Source organism: Pantoea sp. GW821-FHT03E06 (assembly GCF_059420725.1).
This window is the reverse complement of record NZ_JBWKUG010000001.1, coordinates 719,644-739,952: the sequence shown is the minus strand read 5'-3', so window position 1 is coordinate 739,952 and position 20,309 is coordinate 719,644. Positions and strand designations below refer to the sequence as shown.

At 54.0% G+C, this 20,309-nt stretch carries 17 protein-coding genes and 1 riboswitch; of the genes, 6 read left to right on the top strand and 11 right to left on the bottom strand.

The genetic code is table 11. The features are described 5' to 3' along the window. Positions 1 to 2: 2 nt before the first annotated feature. From mraY to ilvI, 10 genes are all read right to left on the bottom strand, one after another. Positions 3 to 1,085 carry a phospho-N-acetylmuramoyl-pentapeptide-transferase gene (gene mraY / locus AC07WB_RS03340; protein WP_097094940.1) on the bottom strand — a complete coding sequence of 361 codons (1,083 nt, stop codon included), beginning with the start codon at positions 1,083 to 1,085 and terminating at the stop codon, positions 3 to 5. Then, a complete protein-coding gene (gene murF / locus AC07WB_RS03335) occupies positions 1,079 to 2,440 on the bottom strand; it encodes a UDP-N-acetylmuramoyl-tripeptide--D-alanyl-D-alanine ligase (RefSeq protein ID WP_345827271.1) in 1,362 nt (453 codons plus the stop codon). Before murF ends, mraY begins: the two co-directional genes overlap by 7 nt. Continuing rightward, entirely contained in the window at positions 2,437 to 3,924 is a 1,488-nt protein-coding gene (gene murE / locus AC07WB_RS03330; RefSeq protein ID WP_345827272.1) for a UDP-N-acetylmuramoyl-L-alanyl-D-glutamate--2,6-diaminopimelate ligase, read from the bottom strand. The genes murF and murE overlap by 4 nt, the downstream gene beginning before the upstream one ends. Next, complete coding sequence (locus AC07WB_RS03325; RefSeq protein ID WP_097094943.1) at positions 3,911 to 5,677, bottom strand: peptidoglycan glycosyltransferase FtsI; 1,767 nt, start codon at positions 5,675 to 5,677, stop codon at positions 3,911 to 3,913. Before AC07WB_RS03325 ends, murE begins: the two co-directional genes overlap by 14 nt. Before the next feature lie 16 nt (positions 5,678 to 5,693). Beyond that, a complete protein-coding gene (ftsL, locus tag AC07WB_RS03320) occupies positions 5,694 to 6,014 on the bottom strand; it encodes a cell division protein FtsL (RefSeq protein ID WP_097094944.1) in 321 nt (106 codons plus the stop codon). Then, complete coding sequence (gene rsmH, locus AC07WB_RS03315) at positions 6,011 to 6,952, bottom strand: 16S rRNA (cytosine(1402)-N(4))-methyltransferase RsmH (protein ID WP_345827273.1); 942 nt, start codon at positions 6,950 to 6,952, stop codon at positions 6,011 to 6,013. The genes ftsL and rsmH overlap by 4 nt, the downstream gene beginning before the upstream one ends. 2 nt (positions 6,953 to 6,954) lie before the next feature. Beyond that, on the bottom strand, positions 6,955 to 7,413 hold the full coding sequence (gene mraZ / locus AC07WB_RS03310; protein WP_097094946.1) for a division/cell wall cluster transcriptional repressor MraZ: 459 nt from the start codon (positions 7,411 to 7,413) through the stop codon (positions 6,955 to 6,957). Between the two features lie 493 nt (positions 7,414 to 7,906). Continuing rightward, positions 7,907 to 8,917, bottom strand: coding sequence for a catabolite repressor/activator (gene cra / locus AC07WB_RS03305; RefSeq protein ID WP_097094947.1), 1,011 nt, complete (start codon positions 8,915 to 8,917; stop codon positions 7,907 to 7,909). A 197-nt stretch (positions 8,918 to 9,114) separates the two neighbouring features. Next, positions 9,115 to 9,606 carry an acetolactate synthase small subunit gene (gene ilvN / locus AC07WB_RS03300; protein WP_007885011.1) on the bottom strand — a complete coding sequence of 164 codons (492 nt, stop codon included), beginning with the start codon at positions 9,604 to 9,606 and terminating at the stop codon, positions 9,115 to 9,117. A 2-nt stretch (positions 9,607 to 9,608) separates the two neighbouring features. Next, complete coding sequence (gene ilvI / locus AC07WB_RS03295; protein WP_097094948.1) at positions 9,609 to 11,333, bottom strand: acetolactate synthase 3 large subunit; 1,725 nt, start codon at positions 11,331 to 11,333, stop codon at positions 9,609 to 9,611. Between the two features lie 734 nt (positions 11,334 to 12,067). Between ilvI and leuL the strand changes: the two genes are divergently transcribed. From leuL to leuD, 5 genes are all read left to right on the top strand, one after another. After that, positions 12,068 to 12,151, top strand: a complete 84-nt coding sequence (gene leuL, locus AC07WB_RS03290; protein ID WP_099686952.1) for a leu operon leader peptide — start codon at positions 12,068 to 12,070, stop codon at positions 12,149 to 12,151. 93 nt (positions 12,152 to 12,244) lie between these two features. Continuing rightward, positions 12,245 to 13,807 (top strand): 2-isopropylmalate synthase, encoded by a 1,563-nt coding sequence (gene leuA / locus AC07WB_RS03285; protein ID WP_494940035.1) that lies wholly within the window; start codon positions 12,245 to 12,247, stop codon positions 13,805 to 13,807. Between the two features lie 2 nt (positions 13,808 to 13,809). Beyond that, entirely contained in the window at positions 13,810 to 14,901 is a 1,092-nt protein-coding gene (gene leuB / locus AC07WB_RS03280; protein WP_494940034.1) for a 3-isopropylmalate dehydrogenase, read from the top strand. A 4-nt stretch (positions 14,902 to 14,905) separates the two neighbouring features. Next, positions 14,906 to 16,312 (top strand): 3-isopropylmalate dehydratase large subunit, encoded by a 1,407-nt coding sequence (gene leuC / locus AC07WB_RS03275; RefSeq protein WP_400457994.1) that lies wholly within the window; start codon positions 14,906 to 14,908, stop codon positions 16,310 to 16,312. 3 nt (positions 16,313 to 16,315) lie between these two features. After that, complete coding sequence (leuD, locus tag AC07WB_RS03270; RefSeq protein ID WP_097094951.1) at positions 16,316 to 16,921, top strand: 3-isopropylmalate dehydratase small subunit; 606 nt, start codon at positions 16,316 to 16,318, stop codon at positions 16,919 to 16,921. Positions 16,922 to 16,956: 35 nt separating this feature from the next. Here the strand turns inward: leuD and AC07WB_RS03265 are convergent, their stop codons facing one another. Beyond that, a complete protein-coding gene (locus AC07WB_RS03265) occupies positions 16,957 to 18,144 on the bottom strand; it encodes an MFS transporter (protein WP_494940033.1) in 1,188 nt (395 codons plus the stop codon). A 255-nt stretch (positions 18,145 to 18,399) separates the two neighbouring features. Between AC07WB_RS03265 and sgrR the strand changes: the two genes are divergently transcribed. After that, positions 18,400 to 20,061 (top strand): HTH-type transcriptional regulator SgrR, encoded by a 1,662-nt coding sequence (gene sgrR, locus AC07WB_RS03260; RefSeq protein ID WP_494940032.1) that lies wholly within the window; start codon positions 18,400 to 18,402, stop codon positions 20,059 to 20,061. Between the two features lie 112 nt (positions 20,062 to 20,173). After that, a riboswitch (TPP riboswitch) is annotated at positions 20,174 to 20,266 on the top strand. Positions 20,267 to 20,309 lie beyond the last annotated feature (43 nt).

Sequence of the window (20,309 nt, the reverse complement as noted above, 5' to 3'; positions counted from 1 at the left end):
GATTAACGTACCTTCAGCGTTGCCAGGCCAATCAGCACCAGCATCAGCGAAATAATCCAGAAGCGCACGATGACGCGCGGCTCCGGCCAGCCTTTCAATTCATAGTGATGATGAATTGGCGCCATGCGGAAAATGCGTTGGCCGCGCAGCTTGAACGATCCCACCTGCAGAATCACCGACAGCGTTTCCACGACAAACACGCCGCCCATAATTACCAGCAGGAATTCCTGACGCAGCAGCACCGCGATGGTGCCAAGCGCGCCACCCAGCGCTAATGAGCCGACATCGCCCATAAACACCTGCGCTGGATAAGTGTTGAACCACAGAAATCCGAGGCCTGCCCCGACAATCGCGGTGCAGACAATCACCAATTCACCGGCATGCCGTAAATACGGAATATGCAGATACTCAGCAAATTTAACGTTGCCGGTCGCCCAAGCCACCAGCGCGAAGCCAGCTGCCACAAATACGGTTGGCATTATCGCCAGGCCATCAAGGCCATCCGTTAAGTTAACGGCGTTACCCGTGCCGACAATCACGAAATACGCCAGCACTACGTAGAACAAACCCAGCTGCGGCATAACATCTTTAAAGAACGGCACCACCAGCTGTGTGGCTGGCGTATCTTTGCCAGCGATAAACAGCGCAAACGCGACGGCCAGAGAAATCACTGACATCCAGAAGTACTTCCAGCGCGCGATCAGGCCTTTGGTATCTTTACGCACCACTTTGCGGTAGTCATCCACAAAGCCGATGATGCCAAAGCCAACCAGCACCACTAGCACGCACCAGACATAAGGATTGGACGGGTACGCCCACATCAGCACCGAAATGGTGATGGAGGTGAGGATCATCACGCCGCCCATGGTGGGCGTGCCGCGCTTGCTGAAGTGCGATTCTGGGCCATCGTTACGTACCACCTGGCCAATCTGCAGTTTCTGCAGCCAGGCAATCAGGCGTGGACCCATCCACAGAGAAATGAACAGAGCGGTCAGCAGGCTGACAATGGCGCGAAACGTCAGATACGAGAAGACGTTAAAGCCGGAATAAAATGCGACCAGATGTTCGGCCAGCCAGACTAGCATGTTCCTTTCTCCTGTAAGCTCTGTACTACCTGCTCCATGGCGGCACTACGTGAACCTTTAACCAAAATAGTGATGTCCTGATGTTCGGACAGCAATGTGCGTAAACGTTCAGTCAACGCGGCTTTAGTGGCGAAATGCTCGCCTTTACCGCTACTTTCGCCAATCAGCTGGCTGAGCGTTCCGGTGCTTAATACGCAATCAATGCCTGCCGTTCTCGCTGCGTCGCCCACCTGACGGTGACACAGCTCCGCTTCATCACCCAGCTCTGCCATATCGCCCACTACCATCACGCGGAATCCAGGCATATCACCCAGTACCTGCGCCGCGGCCGTCATCGAACCGACGTTGGCGTTATAGCTGTCATCCAACAGTAATTGATTGGCCGCCAGACGAATCGGGTACAGGCGTCCGGGAACCGGCTGCAACGTTTTTAGCCCGCTCTGAATTGCCGTCAGTGGTGCATCTACCGACAGCGCCAGCGCTGCTGCGGCTAACGCATTGGCGATGTTATGACGCCCAGGCAGCGGCAGCTCAACCGCAATATCGCCGCGCGGTGTATGCATGGTGAACAGCGTGGCATCCGCACGCAGAATGATTTCGCTGGCACGAAACTCAGCATCAGCCATCGGCTGCGGTGAGAAGCGCCACAAAGTTTTATCTACGAACTGAGATTGCCAGTGGGCAAGGTCGTTGCTGTCGGCGTTGACGATCGCGGTGCCGTGAACCGGCAGTCCACCAAAAATTTCGCCTTTTGCTTTGGCGACGCCCGCCAGCGAACCGAAGCCTTCCAGATGCGCCGCCGCAAGATTATTCACTAGCGCCGTTTCCGGACGCACTAAATCAGTGGTGTAGGCAATTTCGCCCTGGTGGTTGGCGCCCAGCTCAATTACCGCGTAAGCATGCTCTTTGGTGAGACGCAGCAGCGTCATTGGCACACCAAAATCGTTATTCAGATTGCCTGCGGTGTAGAGCGTTTCACCGCATTGGCGCAGAATCGCGGCGGTCATCTCTTTAACGGAGGTTTTACCGGATGAACCTGTCAGCGCTACGACACGTGCGTTCGCCTGCTGACGCACCCACGCAGCGAGCTGTCCAAAGGCAATGCGCGTATCAGCCACGACCACCTGCGGCACTGTAGACGGCAACAGTTTGCTGACCAGCAGCGCCTGCGCACCGTTGGTAATTGCATCATTGGCGAAATCATGGGCATCGAAACGTTCACCGACCAGCGCCACAAACAGGCTGCCGGCGGTGACTTTACGCGTATCAGTGGTGACGTCGGCGACGGTTAAATCCGCACCGTGCAGTTTACCGCCGCTGATATCGGCCAGGGTTTGCAGAGAAACGGGGATCATGCCATCACCCCCAACAAACGGGCGACGGTGTCACGATCCGAATAATCTAAGCGGCGGTTACCAATGATTTGATAATCTTCGTGGCCTTTTCCGGCCACTAGCACGATGTCATCCGCGCGGGCTTGCATGACGGCGTTGGTCACCGCTTGCGCACGCCCTGCGACTACGCGTGCGCGGCCTGGATCGAGCAGCCCAGTGAGAATGTCATTCACAATGGACATCGGCTCTTCGCTGCGCGGATTATCGTCGGTGATCACCACGATGTCGGAGAATTGCTCAGCAATTGCACCCATCAATGGGCGTTTGCCTTTATCACGATCGCCACCGCAGCCAAACACGCACCAAAGCTGACCTTTACAGTGCAGACGCGCGGCTTCCAACGCTTTCTCCAGCGCATCCGGCGTGTGAGCGTAATCGACAACAACCGTAGGTTTTTCTGGTGCGGTGAAGACTTCCATGCGACCACAAACCGGTAACAACTGTGGCGCAGTCGCTACCAACGCATCGAGCGGATAATCCAGCGTCAGCAATGTCGCCAGCGCCAGCAGCAAATTGCTGACGTTGAAAGCGCCCATCAGGCGGCTATCAAACTCGCCGTCGCCCCAGCTGGAGCTGAATTGAATATGTGCGCCACCATCGTGGTAATTCACCGCCGTGGCTTTGAGCCAGCGGCCATGGCAGCCAGATTGCAGATTATTTTCCATAGTCACCGCTACGGCATCCGGCAATTTTGCCAGCCAGCGACGTCCTACTTCATCATCGGCATTGATAATGGCTTCGGCCACCTGATGCTCAGAGAACAGTAGCCATTTGGCAGATTCGTAGCCCTGCATATCACCATGATAATCAAGGTGATCGCGGCTTAGATTGGTAAATACCGCCGCGGCAAACGGCAGCGCTGCGACGCGGTGCTGCACCAAACCGTGTGAAGACACTTCCATTGCTGTCAGGGTTGCGCCCTGCTCGACCAAATCATTCAGAACGTGTTGCACATCTACCGCGGAACCGGTGGTGTTTTCAGTTGCCACCAGTTGACCGTAAAGACCATTGCCCACCGTGCCCATCACTGCGCCGGTTTCACCCAGCAGATTGGCCCACTGCGCCATCAGTTGTGTGGTGGTGGTTTTACCGTTGGTGCCGGTCACACCAATTAATTTCAGTTTGCTCGCAGGCTGCTGATAAAAGCGTCCGGCCAGTGCAGAGAGACGCTGCTGTAACTGCGCCAGATAAATAACCGGGACGCCATGCATCTCGCGGATATCTCCATCGCTGGCTTCGCCTTCGGCCTCGGCAATGACTGCCGCCACGCCTTGTGCGATAGCCTGCGGAATAAAACGACGTCCATCAGCATGATGGCCCGCCACGGCGATAAACAGATCGCCAGAAGCCGCCGCGCGGCTGTCTAGTGTCATGTCACGGAGTGGACGCGCCGGCGCACCCGGCACCCACGGGGCCAGTAAGTCGCGCAGGTTACGATCTGTCACTTGATTCCTCACTTCTATTCTTCACCAACTCGTTCTTATCAACCGTTGGCAGCGCATCAGGTTCAATGTTCATGGTACGTAACACGCCGCCCATGATGGCGCCAAACACCGGTGCTGAAACCGCACCACCATAATATTTACCGGCCTGTGGATCGTTGATAACCACAACCAGCGCAAAACGAGGATGACTGGCAGGCGCAACGCCTGCGGTATAAGCAATGTATTTATTGACGTAACGACCATCCGGTCCCACCTTTTTGGCGGTACCGGTTTTAATAGCAATGCGATAGCCTTTGATGGCGGCTTTGACGCCGCCGCCGCCTGGCAACGCCACGCTTTCCATCATATGCATCACCGTTCTCACCAGGTCTTCCTGGAAAACGCGTTCACCCGCTACCGGCGGGTCAACTTTGGTGATCGACAGCGGGCGGTTAATGCCATAGCTGCCAATGGTTGCGTAGACTCGCGCTAACTGTAACGGCGTTACCATTAGCCCGTAGCCGAAAGAGAAGGTGGCCCTCTCTATGTCAGACCACCGTTGTTTTTGAGGGTATAAGCCACTGCTTTCCCCGACCAGCCCCAAATTGGTCGGTTTACCCAAGCCAAAGCGCGCATAAGTATCTACAAGCGCTGAGGAGGGCATCGCTAACGCCAAACGTGAAACCCCGACGTTACTCGACTTCTGTAAAACCCCGGTAAGGGTTAATTCGCTGTAGCGCGCCACGTCTTTGATCTCATGACCATTCACGCGGTACGGCACGGTATTTAGGACGCTATTTTCTTTCACCACGCCACGCTGTAAAGCCGTCATCACCACCATCGGTTTCACGGTGGAACCCGGTTCGAAAATATCGGTGATGGCGCGGTTACGCATGACATCTTTCGGCGTGTTGCTGAGATTATTCGGGTTATAAGCGGGGCTATTTGCCATTGCCAGCACTTCACCGGTGTTCACATCCACCAGCACCGCAGTGCCCGATTCCGCTTTGTTGAAGGCCACGGCGTTATTCAGTTCGCGGTAAACCAGCGCTTGTAGACGTTCATCAATGCTCAGCGTCAGGTTATGTGCCGCACGGCTATCAACCGAGGAGATATCTTCGATTACGCGGCCGTTGCGGTCTTTACGCACAGTACGTTCGCCTGGTGCGCCAGTCAGCCATTTGTCGAAGCTCTTTTCGATGCCTTCGATGCCCTGGCCATCGATGTTGGTGAAACCAATCAGGTGCGCGGTAACCTGGCCCGCGGGATAATAACGACGCGACTCTTCACGCAGATAAATGCCCGGCAGTTTAAGTTTTTTTACGTACTCGCCAATCGCTGGATTTACCTGACGCGCCAGATATACAAAGCGTCCTTTTGGGTTGGCGTTAACTCGGGATGCGAGCTGATCCAGTGGAATCGATAAGGCATCAGACAGGGCCTTCCAGCGACCATCCAGCGATACACCGCCGTGCTCATGAAGCTCTTTGGGATCGGCCCAGATCGCATTTACCGGCACGCTTACCGCCAGCGGACGTCCCGCTCGATCGCTAATCATGCCGCGTGCTGTGGGCACCGCCTGAACGCGCAGCGAGCGTAAATCGCCCTCTTTGACCAGTTTATCGGGGTTGATCACCTGCAGCCACGCTACGCGCGACAGCAGTCCGCCCAGCGCCAGTAAAATGCAACCGCACAGTAACGCAAAACGCCAGCTTACAAAGCTGGCCTTATCTTCTTGTTTTTTTAACTTCAGCGTTTTGCCTGCGCCACTCATTGAGTTCTGCGATTCCTTATTTCTGCACCACAATATTTTCCTGTGAAGGATCAACATGCTGCATTTGCAGTTTATCGGTTGCTATCCGCTCTACCCGGCTATGATCGCCGAGCGCGTTTTCTTCAAGAATCAGGTTGCGCCATTCGATATCAAGCGCGTCACGCTCCAGCACCAGCTGTTCACGTTGCGCCGTCAGCAGACGCGTTTTATGCGTAGTCGTCACAACCAAGACTGAGGAGACCAGCACGGCCACCAACAGCAGCACCGGTATCTTGCCAAATCGCAGCAGGTCCCCCCCGATGACGCCCGGTAAGCTATGGCGCTCGTTGCCAATCATGACGCGGTTCGCTCCGCGATACGCAATACCGAACTGCGCGCTCGTGGGTTTTCGTTCACTTCGGCTTCGCCGGGGATCAGCTTGCCAAGCGTTTTCAATTCACGGCCGCCCAAGGCTTTAAGCTGCGCTTCAGTCATTGGGATCCCGGCCGGCACCTGCGGACCACGGCTCTGATCGCGCATAAAACGCTTCACTAAGCGATCTTCCAGCGAATGGAAGCTGATGATCGATAATCTGCCGCCGGGAGCAAGAACTGACAGCGCGCCCTTCAACGCGATATCGATCTCTTCCAGCTCGCTGTTGATCCAGATACGAATCGCCTGGAAGGTACGCGTCGCCGGATGCTTAAACTTGTCTTTCACCGGCATTGCCGCAGCGATAACCGTGGCCAGTTCTTTGGTGCGCGTCATTGGCTGTTCACGATTGCGCTCAACGATGGCGCGCGCGATACGTTTACCAAAACGCTCTTCACCGTAGGTTTTAATCACGAAGGCGATATCGGCCTCTTCAGCGCTCATTAGCCACTCTGCTGCCGACTGCCCACGCGTGGGGTCCATGCGCATATCCAGTGGTCCATCACGCATGAAGGAGAAGCCACGTTCGGCATCATCCAGCTGCGGTGAAGAGACGCCAAGATCAAGCAAAACGCCATCGATCTTGCCCGTCAGCCCGCGTGCTTCGACATACTCCGCCAGCGCCGAAAATGGCCCATGAACGATCGAAAAACGGGGATCTTTTATCTCAGCGGCTGCGGCTATCGCTTGCGGATCGCGATCAATCGCTATCAATTGCCCTTTCTCGCCAAGCTGCGAAAGGATTAAGCGCGAGTGACCGCCGCGACCAAAAGTGCCGTCAATATAAATGCCGTCTTCCCTGATATTGAGGCCGTTAACCGCCTCATCCAGCAGCACTGTGGTGTGTTTAAAATTTTCCTGCATAGCTATAGCGACAAGTCCTGCAACCGCTCAGATAAAGGCTCCTGAGCCGACTGTTCTGTGTCAATATCATCCTTAACTTGTTGATACCAGGTCTGTTCATCCCACAGCTCAAACTTGTTGAACTGTCCAACCAGCATCACTTCTTTGCTCAGGCCTGCATGTTGTCGCAGCGTATTCGCCAACAACAAACGGCCCGCATTATCCATCTGACACTCACTAGCATGTCCTAACAGCAATCGCTGCACGCGACGCTCGCTGGGATTCATGCTGGATAAGCGAGAGAGCTTTTTCTCAATAATTTCCCATTCGGGCAGGGTATAAAGCAGCAGGCATGGCTGGTGGAGGTCAATGGTGCATACCATTTGCCCCTGAGACTCTGCGACAAGCAATTCACGATAGCGTGTTGGTACTGCTAATCGTCCTTTGCTGTCGAGATTGACTAACGTTGCTCCACGGAACATGCCAGCCTTACCCCTCAATCACCCGTTTTCACCACTTTATCCCACTTTTTACCACGAAACGAGTTTACGGAGCCGATGAAATCCTTGTCAAGCCGCAACGGCAAGTGAATATCACTATTTACATCGCGTGAAATTAATCCGGGAGGGAATAAAAGGGTAATAAGTAGAGAAATAAAAAATTAACCTGATGAATAGTTGAATAAATTTTTTCGCAATGTGAAAAGTGGCGAAAAATAAAACGCTGTTAGGCAAAATTATATTTGCCCCGTAATATGCGACAGCGGCTGCATTTTAGGGGATTTCTGAAAGGAAGCCCAGCACCATCACAACAGCTCTGCTAGCAGCTACTGCTGAATATGTAAACAAATACGAAAAGTCAGTGGGGATAAATTGTTAGATAGGGTGGCGATAATTTACGCTTTTTTACGCCTGGTGCATTTGAGCAAAATAGTTGTGAAGATAATAAAGCGCGGGCAGAGAACTGCCCACACTTTCATTTAGTGCGACGACTTAATTGTCCGCGGCGGAATAAATTACGGCGAATGCGCGTTAAACCCGGCTTCGGTTTCCGCGGCTCATCTAATGAGGCTAATACCAGCTCCAGAACTCTTTCCGCAACATCGCGGTGACGCTGCCCCACTGCCAGGACCGGGCATTCCAGGAAATCCAACAGTTCGTGGTCACCAAAGGTGGCAATCGCCAGATCGGTGGGTAAACGACCATCGCGCTTGAGCGTGATATCCATCACCCCTTGTAACAGGCCAAATGAGGTTGTGAATAGTGCGTCCGGCATCGGATGATCTTCGAGGTACTTTTCAAACAGCGTTGCCGCCGCAGCACGATCGAAGCTATTGCAGTAGATGTAATCGATTGGTCGCGCGTCGTCCTTCCACGCATCGCGAAAGCCCAATTCACGCAAAAAACTGACCGACAGCTCCGGCAGCGCGCCAAGGAACAGCACATTTTTAACTGGAAGCTGACGCAATTCAGCGGCCAGCATCTGCGCATCATCCTGATCGGCCCCCACAACACTGGTGAAGTGCTCACGGTCCAGCGCGCGGTCCAGCGCGATAATTGGCAAAGGATCGTTAATCCAGCGCTGATAGAACGGATGCTCAGGCGGCAGCGAGGTGGAAACAATGATGGCGTCCACCTGGCGTTGCAACAGATGCTCAATACAGCGCATTTCGTTATCTGGCTGATCTTCCGAGCAGGCAATCAACAGTTGATAACCACGTTGACGCGCCTGACGCTCAAGATAATTAGCGATACGCGTATAACTGGTATTTTCCAAATCAGGGATCACCAGGCCAATTGAGCGCGTGCGTCCGGCGCGAAGGCCTGCCGCGACGGCATTGGGGTGATAATTGTGTTCACGCACCACCGCCATGACTTTCTCGACGGTTTTTTCGCTGACACGATACTGCCGCGCTTTGCCATTGATTACGTAGCTGGCCGTGGTGCGCGACACGCCTGCCAGGCGCGCAATTTCATCCAGTTTCACGATGACACCTTAATTCTGATAAGCCAGCGCTGGCGAAAATATCCGCAGAGTAGCTAAGGATAAAACATTTGTAACATCTAACCGCAGAAAAGTACGCTGAGCAACCGCTTTTCTCCAGCATCTTGCCGAAGCGCATAAAATAAAAAAACCCGGCATTTCGCCGGGTTAGCACAGAATATGATGGTTACGGTGCGTTATTAGCGCATAACGCGATCGCCACGTGATACGCCAACGATTCCTGAACGTGCCACTTCAACAATTTCCGCCACGTCACGAACCGTGTTGAGAAACGCGTCGAGTTTATCGCTCGTTCCCGCTAGCTGAACCGTGTAAAGCGTTGGTGTGACGTCAATAATCTGCCCACGGAAAATCTCCGCACTGCGTTTCACCTCTTCACGACCGTAGCCGCTAGCCTGAATTTTCACCAGCATGATTTCGCGTTCAACATAGGCGCCCTGCCCCAGCTCGCTGACACGTAACACGTCAACCAGCTTGTGCAATTGCTTTTCGATTTGCTCCAGCACTTTCGCATCGCCAACCGTTTGGATGGTCATACGCGATAGCGTGGGATCATCGGTGGGCGCCACGGTAAGACTTTCGATGTTATAGCCGCGTTGCGAGAAAAGCCCCACTACGCGGGACAATGCGCCGGATTCGTTTTCCAGCAGAACCGATAAAATACGACGCATAATTAAGTCCTCTCCGTTTTGCTCAACCACATCTCATCCATCGAACCACCGCGAATCTGCATCGGGTAAACGTGCTCGCTGCCGTCAATATTCACATCAACAAACACCAGACGCCCTTTCGCCAATGTATCCAGCGCCAGCTGCAGCTTCTCTTCCAGCTCAGCAGGATGATGAATCGCGATACCCACATGGCCGTACGCTTCCGCCAGACGAACGAAGTCCGGTAGCGACTGCATGTAAGACTGAGAGTGGCGACCAGAGTAAATCATGTCCTGCCACTGCTTAACCATGCCGAGGAAGCCGTTGTTAAGGTTCAACACCAGCACCGGCAAATCGTACTGCAGTGCAGTAGAGAGTTCCTGAATGTTCATCTGGATACTGCCATCGCCGGTCACGCAAATAACCGTTTCATCCGGCAGCGCCATCTTCACGCCCAGCGCAGCAGGCAGGCCGAAGCCCATGGTGCCCAGGCCGCCGGAGTTAATCCAACGACGTGGTTTGTCGAATTGGTAATAAAGCGCAGCGAACATCTGATGCTGGCCCACGTCAGAGGTGACGTAAGCTTCGCCTTTCGTCAGACGACAGATGGTTTCGATGACCGCCTGCGGTTTAATTTTGTCGCTGCTGCGATCAAATTCCAGGCATTTACGACTGCGCCAGCCTTCAATGGTTTGCCACCAATCGCGCAGGCTATCAAGCTCCTGCTTCGCATCGCTTTGTGCCAACAGTTCAAGCATTTGCGCCAGCGTCTGTTTCGCATCACCGACAATTGGAATATCTGCGCTGACGGTTTTTGAAATCGAGGTTGGATCAACGTCGATATGCATGATGGTGGCATTCGGGCAGTACTTCGCCAGGTTGTTGGTGGTGCGATCGTCGAAACGCACGCCAATCCCGAAAATCAGGTCAGCGTTATGCATGGTCATGTTAGCTTCGTAGGTGCCGTGCATACCAAGCATGCCAACGCTCTGACGATGTGTGCCGGGGAATACACCCAAGCCCATCAGCGACATGGTTACCGGTATATTGAGTTGCTCAGCCAGCTGCAGCAGCTCAGCTTCACAGCCGGACATAATCGCACCGCCGCCCGCGTAAATCACCGGCTTATGTGCCGCCAGCAATGTTTGCAATGCGCGCTTAATCTGGCCTTTATGGCCCTGAATCGTTGGATTGTAAGAGCGCATGCTCACGGTTTCCGGCCAGACGTAAGGCAATTTATTAGCCGGATTGAGGATATCTTTTGGTAGATCGATAACCACCGGGCCCGGACGACCGCTCGCCGCCAGCCAGAAGGCCTTTTTCAGCACGGTTGGAATCTCTTCGGTGCTTTTTACCAGGAAGCTGTGCTTCACCACCGGGCGGGAGATGCCGACCATGTCGCACTCCTGGAACGCATCGTAGCCGATGAGTGAAGAAGGCACCTGACCCGACAGAATCACCATCGGGATAGAATCCATATAGGCGGTTGCAATGCCGGTAATGGCATTGGTGGCGCCAGGACCCGAAGTTACCAGCACTACGCCCACTTCGCCGGTGGCGCGCGCCAGACCATCGGCCATGTGCACCGCGCCTTGTTCATGACGGACCAATACGTGGTCAATTCCACCGACCGTTTGCAGTGCATCGTAAATATCGAGCACCGCTCCGCCCGGATAGCCGAATACCTGCTTTACGCCCTGATCGATTAACGAACGGACGACCATTTCGGCTCCTGACAACATCTCCATTTTCTGCCTCCAGGCTTGAGGGACTGAATCCACTGACGTTCGCGTTTCCCGCACGCCACTGATATCCGGCCCCCGCATACCAATTAAGATCAAAACCTTATGTTTATGCTCAGAAGACGGCGTTCATTTCCGCCTTCCAGGTACAGGGAATCTACTTGAGTTAATTCTTCTGAGAGTAGGTCGATTACCATAACCGCAGACAACCCGGCCTGCAAACGCCAGCACGCCACCTCACGTTCGATCCGGCAATAAAGGCACTGATGCGTGATTATCGCCTGCGAGGATTAAACTAATGCTTTGTCATAACCTCAGAGGAAAATGCTGGATTGGAGATTATTTGCAGCGTGATATAAGAAATATGATTTTCATATTACCTGGCCACTCAGGCCACAATCTTTTGGGATAATTACTTTCTGGCGTGATTAACTGGAAAATGCTTCGCTCACATCATATTCCTCTAAACAACAAGCTTTGTCCTGTTTTTACCACATCTTGCCTCAATCATTTAAAACGTTAAATAACAACAATTTAAAATAAACTCTATTTTATAAACGTTTGTTTAAGCTGCGGATTCTGCTTATCCAGCCGCTAATTAATGCCATTGCTCTGCTCAGCCGAAAAATCGCAGCACATCACCCTTTTGACTGCGCTAAAATACCCTTGCACTTGAGGTTGACTTCACTCGTCAATTCCAGTACCAATATGTGCAGCACACAATTTACGAGGTTTGAGTCATGTTTCATTCTTTCCGCCTACTCGGTCTACTACTAAACGCATCCAGTTTGCGCGGTAGACTCGTGGGCGGAATCAATAACTGATTCGAACCTGCAGAAGTTTAAGAAACCCGCGCCAATGCGCGGGTTTTTTTATGCTCGTAGCACCGGCAAAGTTAATGCAAAAGGAAGATTACGATGAGCCAGCAAGTTATTATTTTCGATACCACTCTGCGTGACGGCGAACAGGCTTTACAGGCTAGCCTGAGTGTTAAAGAAAAACTGCAGATCGCTCTGGCGTTGGAACGTATGGGCGTGGATGTGATGGAAGTGGGCTTCCCCGTTTCCTCCCCAGGTGATTTCGAATCCGTACAAACCATCGCTCGTACCATTAAAAACAGCCGTGTCTGCGGACTGGCACGCTGCGTTGAGAAGGACATTGACGCCGCATATGAATCATTGCGTGTTGCTGAAGCGTTCCGTATTCACACCTTCATCGCCACTTCGCCGATGCACATCGCCACCAAATTGCGCAGCACATTGCCAGAAGTGATTGAACGCGCAGTACACATGATTAAACGCGCCCGCAACTATACCGACGACGTTGAGTTCTCGTGTGAAGATGGCGGCCGTACGCCAATCGACGATCTGTGCCGCATGGTTGAAGCTGCAATTCATGCCGGTGCAACCACTATCAACATTCCGGATACCGTGGGCTACACCTTACCTGGCGAATACGCCAACATCATCAGCCAATTGGTAGCACGCGTGCCGAACATCGATAAAGCCATCCTGTCTGTTCATACCCATGACGATTTGGGTATGGCGACCGGCAATGCTATCGCCGCAGTGTTAGCAGGTGCACGTCAGGTTGAAGGAACCTTAAATGGTCTGGGTGAGCGCGCCGGTAACTGTGCGCTGGAAGAAGTGATTATGGCGATTAAAACCCGTCAGCAGATCATGAATGTGCACACCAACATCAATCATCAGGAAATCTACCGCACCAGCCAAACCGTTAGCCAAATCTGCAACATGCCAATTCCCGCTAACAAAGCGGTGGTTGGCTCCAACGCCTTCGCCCACTCCTCGGGCATTCATCAGGATGGCGTGCTGAAGAATCGTGAAAACTATGAAATCCTGACGCCAGAATCTATCGGCCTGCATAAAATCCAGCTGAATCTGACCTCACGATCGGGTCGTGCTGCGGTAAAACACCGCATGGAAGAGATGGGCTACAAAGAGTCTGATTACAATCTGGATACCTTATATGACGCCTTCCTGAAGCTGGCTGATAAGAAAGGTCAGGTCTTTGATTACGATCTGGAAGCCTTAGCCTTCATTAACAAACAGAACGAAGAGCCAGAGTATTTCCAGCTGAACGAATTCAACGTGCAGACCGGCTCCAGCGTTACCGCTACCGCATCTGTGCAATTGGGCTGCGGTGAAGAGACGAAGTCGGATGCCGCCACCGGTAATGGCCCAGTGGATGCGGTTTATCAAGCCATCAACCGCATCACCGGCTTTGAAGCCGAACTGATGAATTACAAGTTGACCGCGAAAGGCCACGGCGAGAACGCGCTGGGTCAGGTTGATATCGTGGTCAATTACAACGGTCGTAAATTCCACGGCGTGGGTCTGGCGACCGATATCGTCGAATCCTCTGCTAAAGCGATGGTGAACGCGTTGAACAACATTTGGCGTGCTAAGCAGGTGGAAAAAGAATTGCAGCGTAAATTTAAAGATCAGAAGGAAACGGTGTAACTATGTCTAAGTCTTCTCATATCGCGGTATTGCCAGGCGACGGAATTGGTCCGGAAGTGATGGCGCAGGCCATGAAAGTTCTCGATGCCATTCGTACGCGTTTCGATATGCGTATCACCACCAGCGAATATGATGTTGGCGGTATCGCCATCGATCGTCACGGCGAACCGCTGCCACCGGCTACCGTTGCTGGCGCAGAACAAGCCGATGCGATTCTGTTCGGCTCAGTAGGTGGGCCCAAATGGGAGCATCTGCCGCCTGCCCAGCAGCCAGAGCGCGGCGCGTTGCTGCCGCTGCGGAAGCACTTCAAGCTGTTCAGCAACCTGCGTCCGGCTGGGCTGTATAAAGGTCTTGAAGCCTTCTGTCCGCTGCGCAGCGATATCGCCGAGCGCGGTTTCGATATCCTGTGCGTGCGTGAACTGACCGGCGGCATCTATTTTGGCCAACCGAAAGGCCGCGAAGGCAGCGGTCCGCACGAGCGCGCTTTCGATACTGAGGTGTATCACCGTTTCGAAATTGAGCGCATTGCCCGCATCGCCTTTGAATCTGCCCGCAAACGTCGCAACATCGTCACCTCTATCGATAAAGCCAACGTGTTGCAGACGTCAGTCATGTGGCGCGAGATTGTCAACGAAGTGGCAAAAGATTACCCGGATGTGCAGTTGAGCCATATGTACATCGATAACGCCACCATGCAGCTGATTAAAGATCCCTCACAGTTTGACGTGCTGCTCTGCTCTAACCTGTTCGGTGACATCCTGTCTGACGAATGCGCGATGATCACCGGTTCCATGGGCTTGCTGCCTTCCGCCAGCCTGAATGAAGAGGGTTTCGGCCTGTTTGAACCCGCAGGCGGCTCCGCACCGGATATCGCCGGTCAGAACATTGCCAACCCGATTGCGCAGATTCTGTCGCTGTCGCTGCTGCTGCGTTATAGCCTGAATGCGGATGACGCCGCTGCTAGCATTGAACGCGCCGTGAGCCGCGCGTTGGAAGCGGGTTATCGCACCCGTGATTTGGCCGGTGACGGCAAAGCCGTGAGCACCGATGAGATGGGCAGCATCATTGCCGGGTTTATCGCCGAGGAAAAATAATAAAATGAAAAGCTTATACCAGAAGTTATTTGATGCACATGTCGTCCACGAAGCGCCTAAAGAAACCCCGTTACTGTATATTGATCGTCATCTGATTCATGAAGTAACGTCACCGCAGGCCTTTGATGGTCTGCGCGCGCACGGCCGCAAAGTGCGCCAGCCGTCGAAAACCTTCGCCACCATGGATCACAACGTTTCCACTCAGACCAAAGATATCAATGCGTCTGGCGAAATGGCGCGTATTCAGATGCAAGAGCTGATTAAGAACTGTGCTGAGTTCGGCATTCAGCTGTATGACCTGAATCACCCGTTCCAGGGCATTGTGCACGTCATTGGGCCAGAACAAGGCATGACGCTGCCGGGCATGACCATCGTCTGCGGCGACTCTCACACCGCCACCCACGGTGCGTTCGGTTCGCTGGCGTTCGGGATCGGCACCTCGGAAGTTGAGCATGTCTTCGCCACGCAAACCCTGAAACAGGGTCGCGCGAAAACCATGAAAATTGAAGTGCTGGGCAAGGCTGCACCGGGCATTACCGCCAAAGATATCGTGTTGGCGATCATTGGCAAAACCGGCAGCGCCGGTGGTACCGGTCACGTCGTTGAATTCTGCGGCCCCGCGATCGAAGCGTTGAGCATGGAAGGCCGCATGACGCTGTGTAACATGGCGATTGAAATGGGTGCCAAAGCGGGTCTGGTCGCGCCGGATGACACCACGTTCAATTACCTGCAAGATAAGCAGTTCGCACCAAAAGGCGAACAGTGGGATCAAGCGGTGGCTTACTGGCGCACGCTGAAATCCGATGAAGGTGCCACATTCGATACTATCGTTACCCTGCATGCGGAAGATATCGCACCGCAGGTCACCTGGGGCACCAATCCAGGCCAGGTGATGGCGGTGGATCAAGCCATCCCGAATCCACAATCCTTTGCCGATCCGGTGGAGCGCGCCTCCGCAGAGAAAGCGCTGGCTTATATGGATCTGCAACCTGGTATCAAACTGACCGACGTAGCGATCGATAAAGTGTTTATCGGCTCCTGCACCAACTCACGTATTGAAGATCTGCGCGCGGCGGCCGCGATTGCTAAAGGTCGCAAAGTGGCACCAGGCGTTGTGGCAATGGTGGTGCCGGGCTCAGGTCCGGTGAAGGCCCAAGCCGAAGCCGAAGGCCTGGATAAAATCTTCCTCGAAGCCGGTTTTGAATGGCGTTTGCCGGGATGCTCTATGTGTCTGGCAATGAACAACGACCGCCTGAATCCGGGTGAGCGCTGCGCATCAACCAGCAACCGTAACTTTGAAGGTCGTCAGGGCCGCGGTGGACGCACTCACCTGGTAAGCCCGGCGATGGCTGCGGCGGCTGCCGTAACCGGTCGCTTTGCCGACATTCGTGAATTGACTCAGGGAGCTTAAACCATGGCGAACAAATTTACTCAACACACCGGGATTGTGGCGCCATTGGATGCGGCCAACGTCGATACTGATGCCATCATTCCGAAGCAGTTCTTGCAGAAAGTGACGCGCACCGGTTTTGGCGCGCACCTGTTCCACGACTGGCGTTTCGATGACGATGCAGGTACCCAACCCACCGCCAGCTTCGTGCTGAACAAGCCAGAATTCAAAGGCACCAGCATTTTGCTGGCGCGTGAGAATTTCGGTTGCGGATCGTCGCGTGAGCATGCGCCCTGGGCGCTGACCGACTTCGGTTTCCATGTGGTGATTGCGCCAAGTTTCGCCGACATCTTCTATGGCAACAGTTTCAACAACCAGCTGCTGCCGGTGAAGCTGAGCGATGAAGAAGTGGATGAGATGTTCAAACTGGTCGCCGCACAGCCGGGCATCACTTTTACGGTAGATCTGGAAGCGCAAACGGTAACCGCAGGCGATAAAACCTACAGCTTCGAAATCGACAGCTTCCGCCGTCACTGCATGATCAACGGTCTCGATAGCATTGGCCTGACGCTGCAGCACGAAGCGTCGATCTCCAGCTACGAAACCAATCAGCCCGCGTTCTTACGCTAAGGCAATAAGGGCGACTGATGTCGCCCTTCTCTTTTCTAACTCTCCACCACATCTCGCACGCGCGACGCTAATCCCAGCGCCAGCACCGCTAACCCCAACGCCAGCCAGTAAACCGACTCGTGACCAAAGCGCTCGCTCATGGTGCCCTGGATGATGCCCGCGATAATCATGCCGGTGGAAATCGACGTGGTAAACAAGGTGGTTGCCGCACCCGCACGCCCCGGCATTAAATCCTGGAACCACAGCATGCCAATCCCGGCGATGATGCCGATAAATGCCGCGTTGAATAGCTGCAGCACCATTAGCGCAGTGCGCGTCTGGAACATCACCAAACCGAGATAAAATACAATCGCTGCCACCAGCGCCAACAACATCAGCATCCGTTTGCCGATACGACGCGCGTAATGCCCGGCCACCAGCATGATCGGAATTTCCAGCCCGGCGGCGGTGCCCATCAGTAACCCTGCTAGCTTCTCCGGCAGGCCAAGCGTGGTACTGATATACAGCGGCATATCAATGATATACATGGTGTTGCATGTCCACATAGTCACCGAAGCGATAAACAGCAGCCGCACCTGACTCTCTTTCCACGGGCTCAGCTGCGTTAACACTTCTTCGGGTGAAGCCACCACGCGTGGCACCGACGGCAAGGTGCGCCAGATCAGTAGCATGCTCAGCAGAAAAATCCCCGCCGCGACGCAAAACAGCGTCACAAAGCCGTAATTAAGCGCCAGTGCAAACGATAAGGGCGGGCCGATCACCCACGCCAGCGATAGCTGCGCGCGCATCACCGAGCTAAACATCACCACTTCACGCGCTGACTGATCGGCATATTCACGCGCGAGCGCAAACACCTGCGGAATGGAAACGCTGGCAAGTGCAGATAAGAACACGCCCAGCGTGACAAGGGTTAAATAGTGGCGATTGAAAGCAAATAGCAGCGCATTAAGCGTCGCCATCAGACAGCAGAATAGAATCAGGTTGCGACGATCGCCCCGATTATCAGAGCGCTTGGCCATGAGCAGGCTGATGGCAATCCCCGCTATCGCATTGATGGTAAAGAACAAGCCAACCCAAAACGGGCTCACCTGCACTTCACGCGTCAGAAACAGACTTAACGTCGGTGCCTGCAGCGCACCGGCGACGCCGGTCATAAATGACACCGCCATAAACGAGAGATAGACCGGATTGATGCGACGTTGACGCGTTAACAGCGATTTCATGCCGAAATCCCTTTGCGGAAAAAAACAGGTAGAGAAATGAGGGTAGAAGATCCTACAGCAAAACGAAAAAAGCCAGCAGATAAAGCGCTGCTGGCGGTGAAAATGCACCCTACTCAGAAAGAGGTTCCACGTCGGCGGAACCGCTGGCAGAGCGCCATTCATTGCTGAATGCCTCCCGCTCTTCCATTGCCGGGCAGTATGCCTCTAATATGAGGCAGGAAAAAATGAGCGATTCTGAGAAGGAGTTCCCCTTTTATGTCCTCTTCACGTCTGCAACAGCAATTTATCCGCTTATGGCAAAGCTGTCAGGGGCAGGATCAGGAAACTACGTTAAGCGATCTGGCCGATCTGCTGCATTGCTCACGCCGCCATATGCGTAATCTGCTTAACGCCATGCAGCATGAAGGCTGGCTGATTTGGCAGGCGGAAGCGGGGCGTGGCAAGCGTTCAACGCTGAGTTTCTGTTACACCGGTTTAGCGCTGCAGCAGCAGCGTGCTGAAGATCTGCTGGATCAGGATCGCATTGAGCAGCTGGTGCAGTTGGTCGGCGACAAAAATCAGGTGCGCCAGATGATCGCGGCACATTTAGGCCGCAGCTTCCGCCAGGGCAAGCATATCCTGCGCGTGCTCTATTATCGCCCGTTGCCCAATCTGCTGCCCGGTTCACCGCTACGCCGCTCAGAAACTCACCTGGCACGGCAAATCTTCAACGGCCTGATGCGCATAAATGAGGAAAAGGGGGAAATCGAACCCGATATCGCGCACCATTGGCAGCAAACCTCCCCCCTGCACTGGCGCTTTTTCCTGCGCCCGGCGATTCGCTTTCATCATGGTCGCGAACTGGAAATGGAGGATATCATTACCTCGCTGGAACGCGTGCGCAGCCAGCCGCTGTTTTCCCATATCGAAAAGCTGCATTCGCCCGCCCCCTGGACGCTGGATATCTATTTGAGCCAGCCGGATGACTGGTTGCCCTGGCTGCTGGCGAGCGTCAGCGCAATGATTCTGCCGCGCGAGTGGCCGACGTTACGCCACTTTGCTCGCCAACCGATTGGCACCGGTCCGTACAGCGTGGTGCGTAACCAGCAAACGCAGCTAAAAATCGCCGCCTTCGATGATTACTTTGGCTATCGTGCCTTGATTGATGATGTGTCGATTTGGGTACTGCCCGAGATCAGCGATGAGCTAGTGTACGCTGGGGTAAAACTGCAGGGCGAAACCGCTGATGAGAAATCAGAAGAGAGTCGTTTAGAAGAAGGCTGCTATTTTCTGCTGTTCGATCAGCGCTCCACCCTCGGACAAAATGCCCATTTTCGCCGCTGGGTGAGCTATCTGTTCAATCCTATCGCCCTGCTTAACCATGCGGGTGTAGGTTATCAGCGCTACTGGTTTCCGGCGTATGGCCTGTTGCCGCGCTGGCATCATCGCCGCGACCTCACGCCTGCCGACAAGCCGGAAGGACTCACACAATTAACCCTCAGCTGGTACAGCCATCATGTTGAGCATGAGGGTATCGCTAACGCGCTGCGTCCGCTGCTGGCGCTGGAAGGCGTCGAGTTGATTACGCGTGAGGTGAGTTATGAAGCGTGGTTTGAGGGCGCGGGCGAGAGTGATATCTGGCTCGGCAGCGTCAACTTTACCCTGCCGCTCGAGTATGCGCTGTTCGCTCAGCTGTATGAACTGCCGCTGATGCATCACTGCATTCCGATTGACTGGCAAGCCGACGCAGCGCGCTGGCGTCAGAAAGATTTAGCGCTGGCAGAATGGAGCAAGCAGTTAATTGATAGCGATTATTTGCATCCGCTGTTCCACCACTGGCTGCTGCTGGAAGGTCAACGCAGCATGCGCGGCGTACGGCTGAATACCCTCGGCTGGTTTGACTTCAAATCCGCCTGGTTTGCGCCTCCGGAGCTGTGACCACCGCGCCGGCGCGGTTTGGTAGGGTGCGCATTCATGCGCACCGGGAAGCGTGGCACCAAACTTCCAACCGGTGAACCTTTCGCGCTGTCATTTAAATGTCTAGAATGTGCCGTTCTCAACGGGGTGCCTTAATTTGGCTGAGATAGACCCGTCGAACCTGATCCGGCTAATACCGGCGTAGGGATTTGAGATGCCTCACTCCTCAGATCCTTTGCGACTCAACCTTATCTTCTCCTCAAGGAGCG

Coding starts and splice junctions, on each gene's coding strand:
- mraY (WP_097094940.1), bottom strand. CDS start 1,085: ATGCTAGTCTGGCTGGCCGAACATCTGGTCGCATTTTATTCCGGCTTT.
- murF (WP_345827271.1), bottom strand. CDS start 2,440: ATGATCCCCGTTTCTCTGCAAACCCTGGCCGATATCAGCGGCGGTAAA.
- AC07WB_RS03325 (WP_097094943.1), bottom strand. CDS start 5,677: ATGAGTGGCGCAGGCAAAACGCTGAAGTTAAAAAAACAAGAAGATAAG.
- ftsL (WP_097094944.1), bottom strand. CDS start 6,014: ATGATTGGCAACGAGCGCCATAGCTTACCGGGCGTCATCGGGGGGGAC.
- rsmH (WP_345827273.1), bottom strand. CDS start 6,952: ATGCAGGAAAATTTTAAACACACCACAGTGCTGCTGGATGAGGCGGTT.
- mraZ (WP_097094946.1), bottom strand. CDS start 7,413: ATGTTCCGTGGAGCAACGTTAGTCAATCTCGACAGCAAAGGACGATTA.
- ilvN (WP_007885011.1), bottom strand. CDS start 9,606: ATGCGTCGTATTTTATCGGTTCTGCTGGAAAACGAATCCGGCGCATTG.
- ilvI (WP_097094948.1), bottom strand. CDS start 11,333: ATGGAGATGTTGTCAGGAGCCGAAATGGTCGTCCGTTCGTTAATCGAT.
- leuL (WP_099686952.1), top strand. CDS start 12,068: ATGTTTCATTCTTTCCGCCTACTCGGTCTACTACTAAACGCATCCAGT.
- leuA (WP_494940035.1), top strand. CDS start 12,245: ATGAGCCAGCAAGTTATTATTTTCGATACCACTCTGCGTGACGGCGAA.
- leuB (WP_494940034.1), top strand. CDS start 13,810: ATGTCTAAGTCTTCTCATATCGCGGTATTGCCAGGCGACGGAATTGGT.
- leuC (WP_400457994.1), top strand. CDS start 14,906: ATGAAAAGCTTATACCAGAAGTTATTTGATGCACATGTCGTCCACGAA.
- leuD (WP_097094951.1), top strand. CDS start 16,316: ATGGCGAACAAATTTACTCAACACACCGGGATTGTGGCGCCATTGGAT.
- AC07WB_RS03265 (WP_494940033.1), bottom strand. CDS start 18,144: ATGAAATCGCTGTTAACGCGTCAACGTCGCATCAATCCGGTCTATCTC.
- sgrR (WP_494940032.1), top strand. CDS start 18,400: ATGTCCTCTTCACGTCTGCAACAGCAATTTATCCGCTTATGGCAAAGC.